A 14,334-nucleotide genomic window follows, 5' to 3' on the forward strand; every position below is an offset into this window, starting at 1 on the left:
ACGCGTCAAATATAGACAATAAATCTGTACCAAGCAACTAATTAGAAGATTTTCTCATATATTTTTTATGCAGCGAGGCTCTCTATAAGAATATACATAAACAATACATCTATAGGAGACAATCGTAATTAGTAGGGACAGACGCCCTCGTCTGTCCGCCCGCTTACCCCTGATTAGTTAATAATGAATATTCTATTTAGCGGACAGACGAGGGCGTCTGTCCCTACTTGTGGTACTCGCTCCAATTAAAGGAGTATAGCGGATGAAAATAAGGAAAATATCTCCTTGTTATAAGGAAAGCCTCTCCTCGCTATAAGGAAAGGCTTTCTTCACCATGAAGAAACGCCTTCTTCCAATCAAAGGAACGCCCTCCTCACTAACTCCCGTTAGACACTCCCCTCCTTTAGAGGGGTCGGGGAAGGCTTTAGGGGAGGTTGAGAGGGGTTATAACATTCGGAGAAAAGGCGAGAATGAGATGCTTTACAAAAGAAAAAGGATGCCTTAGAACAGTTCTAAAGCATCCTCTCTCTTATATAATATAAGGTGAAGACTACTGCATGTCATAAACTACTTGCATGAGCTTCTTACCTAATGCATCGGCAGCCTCTATCGTGTTAGCCTCGCTGTAGACACGAATAATAGGTTCAGTGTTTGACTTGCGGAGATGAACCCATGCGTCTGGGAAGTCGAGCTTCACGCCATCAATGTCCGTAACATGTACGTCTTTCTCTTGACCATACAACTCCTTTACACGAACAAGGATTGCATCTACATCGGTCTCTGGCGTGAGATCGATACGATTCTTTGCTATGAAATACGCTGGGAAAGTCTTGCGTAACTCGCTTGCCTTCATTCCCTTTTGTGCCAATGAGCTAAGGAATAAAGCTATACCAACGAGTGCATCACGTCCATAATGGCTCTCTGGGTAAATGACGCCACCATTACCTTCACCACCGATAACGGCTCCCACTTCCTTCATCTTTGTGGTTACGTTAACCTCACCGACTGCTGATGCATAATACTTGCAGCCATGCTTCTCGGTTACATCACGTAGGGCACGCGTTGAAGAGAGGTTGCTAACGGTACTACCCTTCACATGGTCGAGGATAAAGTCAGCCACTGTGACGAGCGTGTACTCCTCTCCATACATCTTACCATCCTCTTGGATGAATGCTAAACGATCCACATCAGGGTCAACAACGATACCGAGATCATAGCTACCTTTGGCTACTTCGTCCATAATACCCGTTAGATTCTTCTCAATAGGCTCTGGGTTATGAGCGAAGTCACCTGTTGGTTCACCATTAAGGAACTTATATTCAACGCCAAGACGGTCTAGCAACTTAGGGAGGATGACGCCACCAACAGAATTGATAGAGTCTACAACCACACGGAACTTACGCTTCTTGACTGCCTCAAGGTCGAGCAATTCAAGCTTCATAACCGCATCTATGTGACGTTCATCAAATGAGTTATCATCCGTGTAACTCCCTACTCCATCTACATCAGCATATTCGAAGTCTTCACGTGCAGCTATATCAAGTACCTCTGCACCATCAGCAGCAGTCAAGAACTCCCCTTCCTCGTTAAGAAGTTTCAGTGCATTCCAGTGACGAGGGTTGTGAGAAGCAGTGATAATAATACCGCCATCAGCACCACTCATACGCACGGCAAGCTCTGTGGTAGGCGTTGTAGCAAGCCCAATGTTGATTACATCTGCCCCAATACCCATCAACGTGCCACATACAACATTCTTAACCATAGGTCCAGAGATACGTGCATCACGCCCAACAACAATCTTTAGCTTCTTTCCTGGGTGCTTACGAGCGATGAAAGTAGCGTAAGCTGATGTGAACTTAACAATATCCAGCGGGTTTAAAGTATCCCCCGCACGACCTCCGATAGTACCACGGATGCCGGAAATAGATTTAATAAGAGTCATGCTTAAATATCTTTTTGAGTGCGCTTGAGCGTTCTCTATTATATGTCAAAGTGTTAGCCGTTAGAGACCACGCTGATAGGTTATATCATAAAAACATGGATAAACATTGCGAGACGCTGATATCTGCCCTTGTTGTGATGGGACGATTAGCCTCACATGTGCCAGTGTTGAGGTAGCAGAAGTGATACGTCCTATCTTTATATAAGGTAATGGTACGAGCCAACCAGAAGGCACTGATGCTGTCTTATAAATATTATACATCACACTAGAAGATGGATCGAACGAAGCCGTATAAGTGCCACTTGTGTTTGTCACCGACATCTTATCGACCCAACGTCCATAGTAGAGAATATTATTCGTAAGCTGTAAGGTGTCACGAAGAACATTGTCTTCACGGAAGCGACAAAGCACTGTTGCGGTCTCACCTTGCTTAATAGGACTACCTGTTCCCTTGTCTACTATCTGCATATAAACGCCCGTATTCTTAAAGAGGACATACTGGTTTTTGGTAGTATTTGTCGTAAAATTCTGCTTCTCAAACGCATCTTCTGTGATGACATTAATGCCATGCTTGATGATATACTTACTAATTGCTTTCTTCTCTCTATCGAGCTGGTCTGCATAAGTCTCACCCTTACTACATGAATCAAAAGCGAGTATTACAGCCAACATGGCTATGAGAAATGATATCTTCTTCATTCGTTTTCGTTCGTTTCTATCGTTTAATTATATCTTGCAAAGGTAAGAAAAGTATTTTAGAAAGGACTTATTCAATATTAGAAAATATATTAAATCAACCTTGCCAGCCTGCTATCATCGTTATCATAAGTTGGTTATCCGCTCTTATCAAGCCTCTATTAAGAGTAAGGCTTATATGAGTTTCGTTTCATAGAACAGGGTTCTACGAACTACCTATAAGTGATTTTTAGCAGAGAAAGATGTATGTTACATTATTATTTTCGTATATTTGCAGTGAAGACCTATACATATATAAAGCATACACATCATGGATATAACAACATCTGAATTCATATTACGGCTGTTCATAGCAGCTATGTTGGGGGGAGCAATCGGTCTTGAACGTGAATATCGTGCTAAAGAAGCAGGCTTTCGAACGCATTTCTTGGTGGCGTTGGGCAGTGGTTTGTTTATGATTCTATCTCAGTTCGGCTTCAATGATGCGTTAAGTCTACACGAACACATATCCCTTGACCCCAGTCGTATCGCTTCGCAAGTGGTAACAGGCATTGGTTTTATTGGTGCCGGAACGATTATCTTTCAGAAACATGTGGTGCGTGGACTCACCACAGCGGCTGGTTTATGGGTGACATCTGCCATCGGTATGACAGCAGGAGCAGGTATGTACGTACTCTCCATCGCAACAACTATACTTGTTATCTTATGTTTGGAAGCTCTTTACTTCATCCTGCAACGCTTCGGAACACGCAATATTAACGTTACATTCAGCACTCCTAAAGAGCAAAATATTCAGCTTGTCCTACAGCAATTACGTGAGAAAGAGGTGATAATAGACTCCTATGAGATGAATCGTAAGGACACATCATCAGGCTATTATTACGTTGTAACAATGGAAATGAAGCTTAAAAGGAACCACTATCAAAGTCATTTACTCAACTTCATGGCGGAGTTTAAAGATGTAACGGTGGAGAGTATGGAATAGAGAAGAAGCCTCCCCCCCGCCCCCTCTCCGAATAGAGAGGGGAGTGAATAGCCTCATTTCCAATAGAACAAACAACCCGTTTACTGGTTTACTCGTTTACTTGTCAACCTGCCAAACAACTCGTCTACTTGTTTACTCGTAAACTTGTCAACTTGAAACCACCATCTCCAGAATCTGTACAAGAGGCTTGTAATACCATTACAAAGCACTTGGAGAAGTATTACAAAGCACTTGTAATCTTCTGGAATGCCATTCGGCTGTCCCCACTTTGTAAGTAAATGACACCACAATAAGCAAAGCCTAGACGAGACAAAGCCTTTTGCATGGGGCGATTATCAGCATGAGTATCTATGCGAAGAGCATGAGCTACGGAAGAACAATAGGCGATGATGTCCGCCATAATACCATGAACTCCATCCATAGAAGCCACTCGATGAATAACATAATACGGACTATCATCCAACCAATGACCACCTTCTATATAAGAATAGGTGGGCTCTGGTCCCGGCAAGAAAGCAAAAGTTGCAATGGGATTATCATTCTCACAAAGCAAGAAAGAGCCGTTTCTCTGTATATCCTGCTCTATTGTCTGTTGCGCAGGATAGCCCTTTCTCCACTGATTAAGATTACCAGCTGCTATCATCTTCTCCCTTCCCTGCCGCAGAAAATCCATAATAATTGGTAAGTCATCCATACTTGCTTTGCGAATAGTTCGCCTATCAGAATAGTGCTCAGAATCTATTTTCTGCATACGATTATATCACTTTTATAAAACGTTAATACAAAGATATGAAGAAAACATCAAAGATAATTGCGAATGAGAAAATTAATATGTATTTTTGCTCCCAGAATCGAATACTAACTTTAACAAGCATAGACAATGGAGAATAACCTTACTTTGCGCTCAGCTAATAGGCTGGAGGCGCACCTTAAAAAGAATGCACACGAGTTTACAAAAGATGACATCAAGCAGGTTGTAAGTGACTTGAACATCAGAATGATAAACTTTATGTATCCCGCTGGTGATGGTCGATTGAAGACCTTAAACTTTATGCTTCACTCACCAGAGTACTTGGAGACAATCCTAACCAGTGGTGAACGTGTGGACGGATCGTCACTTTTCAGCTTTATAGCTGCGGCTAGTAGTGACCTTTATGTTATGCCTCGTTTCTCAACGGCATTCATTGATCCGTTCTCAGAAATACCTACTCTTTGTATGCTCTGCTCATTCTTTGATCGTGATGGAAACCCTCTCGCATCATCACCCGAGCACACTCTTTGCAAGGCAATGGCTGCCTTTAAGAAGGTTACAGGCATGGAGTTCCATGCAATGGGAGAGTTGGAATACTATGTTATCCGCGATGATGAAGGTGTTTTCCCGGCTGATGATCAGCATGGATATCACGAGAGTTCACCTTTTGCAAAGGGTAATGACTTCCGCATGCGTGCTATGCAGTTGATTGCAGAATGTGGTGGAAAGATCAAATACGGGCACTCTGAAGTGGGCAACTTCGTTGAGAATGGACGCTGTTATGAGCAGAACGAAATAGAGTTCTTGCCTGTTCCTGCCAATGAATGTGCCGAACAGTTGCTCATTGCTAAGTGGATTATTCGTAGTCTTGGATATGAAGAAGGACTCGATGTGACCTTTGCTCCGAAGATAACAGTGGGTAAGGCGGGTTCAGGAATGCACATCCACATGCGCATAATGAAGGATGGAAAGAACATGATGTTAGACAATGGTAAGTTGTCATTGGACGCTCGCAAGGCTATTGCTGGTATGATGGATCTGGCAGAGAGTATCACTGCCTTCGGCAATAAAAACCCAACATCTTACTTCCGCCTCGTGCCACATCAGGAGGCTCCAACGAATGTTTGCTGGGGTATGAGCAATCGTTCTGTACTGGTTCGTGTGCCTTTAGGCTGGACTTCAGGTGAGGATATGTGCCATAAAGCCAATGAGATTGAGCCACTCACACAGCGTGATTACTCTGGTAAACAAACTGTTGAGATGCGTTCACCAGACGCTTCTGCTGACATCTATCAGCTTTTGGCTGGTCTTTGTGTTGCTTGTCGTCATGGTTTCGAGATGGCTAATGCAGAAGAAGAAGCCGAAAGAACCTTCGCAGATGGTGATATTCACGATCCAAAGAATGCCGAGCGTTATGCCACCTTAGCGCAATTACCTGATAGTTGTGCGGCGTCAGCTGATTGCTTAGAGCGTCAACGTAAGGTTTATGAAGAGCATGATGTATTCTCTTCTGCTATGATTGATGGTATCATCAAACAACTTCGTTCCTTCAACGATCGCACTTTGCGTCAGGATATTGAAGGTAAAGAAATGATGATGGAAAAGCTTGTTCGTCAGTACTTCCACTGCGGATAATATCCATAAATAGGTCTTTCCCTATAGAACGAGTCCCAGATAACAAATGAGTTACCTGGGATTCTCTTTTATTCTAAACTCCTTTATCCTCTCTTGACACATAGACATAAGATTGCAATACATACTTTGTAGTACCTTCATTAAATACGACTTGGCATTCTACAGGAATATAAGAAAAGTACTCTTCACATTTAGAATATACTCATTCCTTATGTAGACAACGCCAAACAGTAGGGACAGACGCCCTCGTCTGTCCACTAAATAGAATATTCCTTATTAACTAATCAGGGGTAAATGGGCGGACAGACGAGGGCGTCTGTCCCTACTGTTTGGCACATACTTTGCTTTTCTATATGCAAATCAAAGTTTAAAAGATAATGAGTTTACTGGACATTTTGAATCACAGAAGGGCTGTTAGACATTATGATGCTGATAAGCCAATTGATAAAGAAGTAGTAAGAAATTGTATAGAACAGGCAACCTTAGCTCCAACAAGTTCTAACATGCAACTTTGGGAGGCTTATCATGTCACGGATAAGAATGTTTTGAAGGAGTTATCCCATGCTTGTTTGGATCAGTTATCAGCACGTTCAGTACAACAGATGGTTGTGTTTGTCACTCGCCAAGACCAATATAAACAACATGCGCAAGCAGCACTTGCATTTGAAAGAAACAATATCAAGAGTTATAGTCCCACCGAGAAACAAGAGAATCGCATAAAGAAACAGGAGATGTATTACACTAAATTAATACCTTTTCTTTACTCTCGTTGCTTCGGATTGTGGGGACTTGTCCGTAAGACATTGGCTCAATGTGTTGGATTATTCCGCCCTATGATGCGACAAGTAAGCGAAGGTGACCTGCGTGTCAGCGTACATAAGAGTTGCGCATTAGCCGCTCAGACATTTATGTTGGCTATGAGTGAGGCTGGCTATGACACCTGTCCTCTTGAAGGGTTCGATAGTCTTTTGGTAAAGAAAGCATTAAATCTTCCTTACAACGCAGAGGTTAGTATGGTCATTACCTGTGGTATCCGTGCAACTGATGGCGTATGGGGTGCCCGTTATCGTCGTCCTTTCAAAGAAACATATCACCACGTTTAAGGGTTCATTCGATACATGTCTATAACGGAAGAATAAGTTTTTATCATCTTCTTTTATGCTTTCCAGAGAAAAGAAGTATCTTTGCAAATAATCTGAACAATAGACATGGATAAGGATATAAAAGACTTAAAGATTGCTGTTGCTGGGACTGGTTATGTCGGTCTCAGCATTGCTACGTTATTGAGCCAGCACCATCAAGTAACGGCTGTTGACGTAATAAAGGAGAAAGTTGAGCTGATTAACAATCGTCGTTCACCGATTCAAGATGATTATATTGAGCAGTATTTGGCTGAAAAGGAACTGAATCTTACAGCTACGATGGATGCAGAGACAGCTTATAAAGATGCCGACTTTGTAGTCATCGCCACACCAACAAACTATGATCCTGTCAAGAATTACTTTGATACACGTCATGTGGAAGAAGTCATCGAAGTGGTGAAGAAGGTAAATCCTAATGCCATCATGGTGATTAAGTCTACCATTCCTGTGGGCTACACAGAGAACATTCGAACTAAATATAACTGCGAGAATATTCTCTTTGCACCAGAGTTTCTGCGTGAAAGTAAGGCTTTGTATGATAATCTTTATCCTAGTCGTATCATCGTTGGACGCCCAGAAGGTAACGAGCGACTCGATCGCGCCGCTCATCTTTTTGCCCAATTATTACAAGAAGGAGCTATCGAAGAGAATATCCCTACCCTCTTCATGGGACTTACCGAGGCCGAAGCTGTAAAGCTATTCGCCAATACCTACCTTGCATTACGTGTAAGTTATTTCAACGAGTTGGACACTTATGCAGAAGTGAAAGGACTCAACACATCAAACATTATCCAAGGAGTTTGCCTCGATCCACGTATCGGCTCTTTCTATAACAATCCATCATTTGGATATGGCGGATATTGTTTACCAAAGGATACGAAGCAGTTGCTTGCTAATTACGCAGATGTTCCCGAGAATCTTATCCAGGCAATCGTAGAAAGCAATCGCACACGTAAGGACTTTATTGCCGACCAAGTATTACACACAGCTGGTTACTATGATTATTACGATCGAGGCGATTATAACCCCGATGAAGAGAAGGAATGTATCATCGGAGTATACCGCCTAACGATGAAGTCGAATAGTGATAACTTCCGCCAAAGTTCAATCCAAGGAGTCATGAAACGCATTAAAGCAAAGGGAGCACAGGTCATTATCTATGAGCCAACACTCGAAGATGGTGCCACTTTCTTTGGTAGTTTGGTAGTCAATAATCTTAATGATTTCAAGCAACGTTGCCATGCAATCATTGCGAACCGATATGACAAATGCTTGGATGACGTGAAAGAAAAAGTCTATACAAGAGATATCTTCAGACGGGATTAATACTCCTTTCTCCCCCGAAATAGCAAGCACCAAGTGAGTAATCATTTGGTGTTTTTTCATTTTTGCTGTCACTTCTATCACACACAATGGCCTAATACCATTCTAACAATCAATGACTTAAACACAAATGTTAATATGACAGCAACACAAACAAAAACTAAATCTGACGTTTCTAAGTATTGAAAGTATCAAAAGCAAATATCGCTTCCAGAAAAAGGTACTATCGTTTCAATGAAAAAGTACTATCGTTTTTAAAAAAAGATACTATCACTTCAATATAAACGAAATTACCTAAAGTTTTTATAGAAATAAAGTCTTTTATAATAAAATTTACCTATCTTTGCAAACAGACTTTCAGTATATCTGTGCGCAGGTGTACGTTATAACGAGTCTAACACTTTAAAAAGAGAGTTTGATATTATCCTTCGTCCGAAATGTGGAAGTTTCAACTACCAAGGATAATGGCAATACGCTCACGCTTAGATTATTGTTCCCTTACACCAAGGGTATAATATATCTTAATGCAGTTGGATATTGTTTGTTATTCGGTGAAAAGCAATCCAAAACTTCGTGTAGAATAACATTCAATAGTTCCCCACTCTTTTTATATAAACCTATACGAATGATCTTAGAAACTGATAAAAAATTAATTATGACAAGACAAACTCCTAAATGCTCCTGTAAACAACAAAGAAAGTTATTGTCTTTATTCCTCCACCAGTTTGAGGGAAGAGTTTTTATCTACCTCCTCCTAATTAATCTTATTTCAAACTGCACCTACGCCTATACTTATCATCCTCTCTTCGCCATCTTATTAATGGTGTGCTTGTCAAGTACGATAGCCTTATTAGAAAATATAATATTTAATTGTCTCAACAAAAATAGAATCTTGGGGAGATTGTTTTTGATTGTTACTGTATTATGTTACACTCTACTTATTCTCACAGACTATTTCTGTATTTTTAATTTCCAAACAACTTTCAACCAAGATAAGCTGGATATTTTAAGAGAAACAACTCCAAAAGAAACAAAAGAATTTCTTCAAACATACTTAACGTTCGGAATAGTATCTGTAGGGATTATCTGTATTCTCTTAATGCATGGAATATTATTTTTCTTATCTAACATCATAGCAAACAAGAAATGGACACACAATATCTTCGCGATCACATCAGCTATAGGGTTTATAACTTGGGGATTCATGGTTTTCAGCTATATCAAATTTCATAATGGATTTACTATACCACAATACACATCAATCACTCGTATTGCATATTCTTATCAGGTATCAAAGCAACGACTAAATGATATAAAACACCTTTACACCATATGTGATAAAATTCCTGTCTCACAAGATTTTACTGATAAACCAAACGTGGTAGTTCTTATTGGAGAATCTGCTTCTATATATCATTCAGGAATATTTGGTTACAAATATAATACTACTCCAAACCTAAAACGAATGGAAGCTGAAGGTAATTTAATTCCTTTTGATAATGCTGTTTCCGTAGATGATCACACTCATGGTGCTATGGAATCCGTCTTTTCCTTAGACTCTTTACATATAGGATTCAATAGCACACCATTATTTCCTGCCGTATATAAAAATGGGACATACACGACTCATTGTTATGATAATCAATACTTCGTTGGTGGAATAAACTTCTTATCAGATCCCATTCTATCTAAATTAATGTTTACAACTCGTAATCGTAAAGGTTATTTATATGATGAAGAACTTATTCGTTCCATAAAAGTATCAAGGGAACCTTCTTTATATATTATTCATCTAATGGGACAACATTATACTTATACACAACGTTATCCCCCAAAGTGGAATAAATTCCAAGCAAAAGAATACAATAAAGATCGTTGGAATGAAAGACAAAGAACATTAATCGCCCAATATGACAATGCCACATTATACAATGACTTCGTTATTACATCATTAATTAACAAGTTTAAGGATACTAACAGCATTCTCATTTATTTCTCAGACCATGGAGAAGAAGTATTTGAACTTCGAGACTACAATGGACATGGGAATGCTGCACTTTCGCCAAACTTAAAATATCAGATTAGAGTTCCATTGATGATATGGATGTCTAACTCCTATAAGAGAAAACATAAAGATATTTACAATAAAGCAGTGGCAAACAAACACACACCTATTATAACAGATGATGTTGCTCATACAATTCTTAGTATTGGAGGAATGCAAACTGCATGGTATAAACCGCAAAGAGATTTTCTTAATACAAAGTATAACAAGAGAAGGCATAGAATTGTATTAAATACGATTGACTACGATTCTTATAAGCCTACAAAAGATTAACTATAATGGATACTTCCTTTTGAGAAATATCTAAAGACAATATAACATTATAGAAATCACTTGTAAAACGTATAGGATGGACGATACATACAACTACTATGAAGTGTTCTGCGTATGAACAGGCTCTCTTAATGATAAAGCATATAGTCATATAAATGAGTATGATAATACTCATAATTATTTAAGAAAGAGGTTTATTAGATATTAATAGATCGAAAAGAATAGGACGACAACATAACTATTTCTAAAAGATAATAGCACCAAATGAGCAATCATTCAGTGTTATTATTTTATAGAGGAAAGCCTTAAATACTAAAAGGGCTTATCTCACGACAAGCCCATTTATAATACAAAAACATTATGAAATAATTTATTTCGCGAACAAGATTATCACTTAATAATTATGGCTTATGTCGCACATTTGCAAGTGCGACACTTGCGCTCGCAGTACCGCTCGCACTGCACACGTATGTCATAACCCAACATTGCACCGAGAATAAAGTCTTCTTCGGGTGATAGTTGGTTAAGGGGTTTCGTTACCATTAACCGAATGGCATCAAGGCATTCCTTGCGTCCGAAGAACAGATTCATGCGATCTTTGCCAACTGGTTGAATGATATAAGGGATATTCTGATGCTCAAGTCGGAGTGTTGCGAATGCCTCATACTTTTTGTTACAAGTATAGAGAACCATCTGTCGAACCCCTTTCTGATACTCATAGATGTGATTCATCAAGACCTTCATATCGGCTGTCATCATATCCGTCATCATAGTTATCCCTTCTATATAATGTAAGATAAATCTTCTTGCTAGATTACAATGCTGGCTTGATAGCTTCTAACCATGCATCGATACGACCTTCTGTTTGGTCATCCTCGTTAACATCGTCCAATGCAAGACCAACAAACTTACCATCAACAACAGCCTCGCTATCATCGAATGTATAACCATCTGTTGATACACCTGGGAGGATGTTAGCACCTTGTGCAGCGTCATAAATCTCCTTCATACCACCGCAGAAAGTATCAGAATAGCTTTCAGCATCACCACAGCCAAAGATTGCTACAGTCTTACCAGATAGGTCGGCTTCTTTCAAAACATTGATACCATCATACCAATCGTCCTGTAATTCACCTGCACCCCATGTTGAAGTACCAAGGATAAGATTATCATTTTCTGCTACAACATCAGCATTAAAGTCTGATACGTTAATAGCTTCAACACCTAACTTCTCAGCGATTGTGTTTGCAATAGCTTCACATGTACCGGTTGATGAACCGTAAACAACAATTGTCTTCTTCATATTTCTTTTATTGATTTAATTTCTTGTTTGTTTATTATTTACGATTGCAAAGATACGATGAAAAACTATTATCTGCAATACCTAAAAGTAATGGTTTATGCAAAATACCTACTTTTAGGGAGCTGTAAGTTTCACTTTACGAACTTTCTGCCATTCTTTATGTATATACCTTTGGGTAGATTCTCTATCGAAGTACCAACACATCGTCCATCTAAAAGGTATATATGGTCATCTGGCACTACCTTTTCTATCTTCGTAATACCTAATGCTTGTTTGCGCAAAACCTCCTTCAAGCCCTTAGTTACATCTATCTGACCATATCCATAGAGGTTATTAGGATAAGAAAGTGACGTATCATGATGCGTACAAGTCTGCTTGAAGATGTCTAGACAATCCTCTGGTGTCAACTTTGGATTAGCCTCTAACCATAATGCGATAGCACCTGTAACAACTGGAGCAGACATTGATGTACCCGCATTCGCATTCCATGCATACGTGCGACCATTATACTCAAAGTGGCGGACATCACTCTTAATATCATTCTTAGCAGAGCCATCCTCCCTCGTTGGAGTACTAATATAGAATGAGCTATAAGCAGAAATTATATTCTGTCCAGGTGCCATAACATCTGGTTTCACTCGACCATCAAAGGTTGGTCCAACGGCTGAAAAAGGTGCACGAGCACCATGTTCACCATTATTATAAACCTTCTTCTCACCCAAATAGTTTATAAAACTTGTGCAATAGCCTGTCGCTCCAACAGATATGACACATGATGCACTTGACGGCGAAAAGATACTATGTGTAAATTCACCAGCATTGAGACTTGGAGCCAAAGAATTGGTTTGCAGGTCACCAGACATACGATAGAGTTCGATGTCAGCATCCCTCCCTACTAATTGCAAGGATACACTCGTACTCTGTCCTAAAGCGGTAGACTTAATGAGAAAGTCATAGGCTGTCTTTGTGTGGTTATAACTATTTGGATAGGCAAGAACCTTCCACAAATACTTCTTTCCATCAATAACAACAGAGTCCGTAAACAATGAATCGCGAGCAGCACACACCTTTGTTGTAGGAATATCAAATACTTTCGGACCATTTGCCACATTATATATAGTAGTACGGAAGACAAATGGCTTTACCGATGTACATGTAACAGAAGCCGTATTCGGTTCGCCAATAAGAAAGGTTCCTGCCTTCTCCTGCCCAGCTGGCTTATGTATATAAGAACGCTTTGCACCGTTATTTCCTGCTGAAGATACAATGATATGCCCAGGTCCTGTCAGTGACGAGAGTAATTCATAATATAATTGATCATAACCATGAATATCCTGCGTGCTTCCTTCACTGAAGTTTATTACACATGGCTTATGATGTTGGTCGGCATAATCGAAGATGTATTTAAAACCCAAAGCATCGGTTGCATAGGTGAATTTATAATAGTCTTTTGGATCTATATACTTAACATTATCACCAGCAGCATTATCCACTAAGACCAAATCGGCATCATAAGCAATACCGCGATAAGGCGATACCACACCATTACCCTCTGCCCCACTTCCTGCAGCTATACCTGCTGTATGCGTTCCATGCGTCTCTGTCAAGCCATCAACGGGATGCCCAACTTGCAATAAAGCCTGCTCTCCCACATAGTCACGACCTACATAAAGTCCTGTGCCGACACTATCCTTTGACAACTGATCCCACATTGCCTTAATGCGATATCTACTCATATCTGCAGAATAGAAAGTAGGATGTGTCAGATCGAAACCAATATCTTGTACACCCACAACAACGCCTTTCCCCGTATAAGCCTGTGAGAAATCAACTCCTTGTTGAGCAGGCAGAGCATTAATCACTACCGCTGTTGTATCTATTTGAACACTACACCGTTTGCCCGATTCTATCTTAGTTACCTGCTTACAAAGCGACAGTTCGCCTAGTTTATCAAGTGGAATAGCAGCTATACTAATGTCCCCGACACGTGCTAACTCACGACATCCATATCTATGCAAGACCTTCTCCGCATCTCCATTGATACACACAAATGCTGTCAATATACGCTGATCACCAACAGAACGAGTGAGTCGTCTTGTTGTCAATTCATCCACCATTGCTTCCCGCACAAAGGGCGACATCTTATCAAAAGAGGGTCTCTGTGCTTCGAGTTTGCACACTGATAACAAAAAGATGAGGGATAAAAGAATCCTATACAT

General features: G+C 40.1%; 11 protein-coding genes. 5 read left to right on the forward strand and 6 right to left on the reverse strand.

The annotated features are described in order from the left end of the window. Nucleotides 1-550 precede the first annotated feature (550 nt). On the reverse strand, nucleotides 551-1,942 hold the full coding sequence (glmM, locus tag D464_RS0108640) for a phosphoglucosamine mutase (protein ID WP_018911051.1): 1,392 nt from the start codon (nucleotides 1,940-1,942) through the stop codon (nucleotides 551-553). Nucleotides 1,943-2,002: 60 nt separating this feature from the next. After that, complete coding sequence (locus tag D464_RS0108645; protein ID WP_018911052.1) at nucleotides 2,003-2,641, reverse strand: DUF4827 domain-containing protein; 639 nt, start codon at nucleotides 2,639-2,641, stop codon at nucleotides 2,003-2,005. Nucleotides 2,642-2,948: 307 nt separating this feature from the next. On the opposite strand from D464_RS0108645, the gene D464_RS0108650 reads away from it, so the two are divergent. Beyond that, nucleotides 2,949-3,623 (forward strand): MgtC/SapB family protein, encoded by a 675-nt coding sequence (locus D464_RS0108650; RefSeq protein WP_018911053.1) that lies wholly within the window; start codon nucleotides 2,949-2,951, stop codon nucleotides 3,621-3,623. 220 nt (nucleotides 3,624-3,843) lie between these two features. On the opposite strand, the gene D464_RS0108655 is transcribed toward D464_RS0108650, so the two are convergent. Next, nucleotides 3,844-4,374 carry a GNAT family N-acetyltransferase gene (locus D464_RS0108655; protein WP_018911054.1) on the reverse strand — a complete coding sequence of 177 codons (531 nt, stop codon included), beginning with the start codon at nucleotides 4,372-4,374 and terminating at the stop codon, nucleotides 3,844-3,846. A 129-nt stretch (nucleotides 4,375-4,503) separates the two neighbouring features. On the opposite strand from D464_RS0108655, the gene D464_RS0108660 reads away from it, so the two are divergent. The 4 genes from D464_RS0108660 to D464_RS0108675 all read left to right on the forward strand — a co-directional run bounded on the left by D464_RS0108660 (nucleotide 4,504) and on the right by D464_RS0108675 (nucleotide 10,812). Beyond that, nucleotides 4,504-6,009, forward strand: coding sequence for a glutamine synthetase family protein (locus D464_RS0108660; protein ID WP_018911055.1), 1,506 nt, complete (start codon nucleotides 4,504-4,506; stop codon nucleotides 6,007-6,009). Nucleotides 6,010-6,386: 377 nt separating this feature from the next. Continuing rightward, nucleotides 6,387-7,112: a nitroreductase family protein gene (locus D464_RS0108665; RefSeq protein ID WP_018911056.1), complete on the forward strand. Its 726-nt coding sequence runs from the start codon at nucleotides 6,387-6,389 to the stop codon at nucleotides 7,110-7,112. A 105-nt stretch (nucleotides 7,113-7,217) separates the two neighbouring features. After that, nucleotides 7,218-8,477, forward strand: coding sequence for a nucleotide sugar dehydrogenase (locus D464_RS0108670; RefSeq protein ID WP_018911057.1), 1,260 nt, complete (start codon nucleotides 7,218-7,220; stop codon nucleotides 8,475-8,477). Between the two features lie 652 nt (nucleotides 8,478-9,129). Further along, nucleotides 9,130-10,812 (forward strand): phosphoethanolamine transferase, encoded by a 1,683-nt coding sequence (locus D464_RS0108675; RefSeq protein WP_051076969.1) that lies wholly within the window; start codon nucleotides 9,130-9,132, stop codon nucleotides 10,810-10,812. 408 nt (nucleotides 10,813-11,220) lie between these two features. On the opposite strand, the gene D464_RS0108680 is transcribed toward D464_RS0108675, so the two are convergent. The 3 genes from D464_RS0108680 to D464_RS0108690 form a co-directional block, all read right to left on the reverse strand. Further along, nucleotides 11,221-11,580, reverse strand: coding sequence for a DUF2023 family protein (locus D464_RS0108680; RefSeq protein WP_009434826.1), 360 nt, complete (start codon nucleotides 11,578-11,580; stop codon nucleotides 11,221-11,223). A gap of 46 nt (nucleotides 11,581-11,626) precedes the next feature. Then, nucleotides 11,627-12,115, reverse strand: a complete 489-nt coding sequence (gene fldA, locus D464_RS0108685) for a flavodoxin FldA (RefSeq protein ID WP_009434925.1) — start codon at nucleotides 12,113-12,115, stop codon at nucleotides 11,627-11,629. A 131-nt stretch (nucleotides 12,116-12,246) separates the two neighbouring features. Then, entirely contained in the window at nucleotides 12,247-14,334 is a 2,088-nt protein-coding gene (locus D464_RS0108690) for a S8 family serine peptidase (protein ID WP_018911059.1), read from the reverse strand.

Origin of the sequence: Prevotella veroralis DSM 19559 = JCM 6290, from assembly GCF_000377625.1 — a bacterium.
GTDB classification, from domain to species: domain Bacteria; phylum Bacteroidota; class Bacteroidia; order Bacteroidales; family Bacteroidaceae; genus Prevotella; species Prevotella veroralis.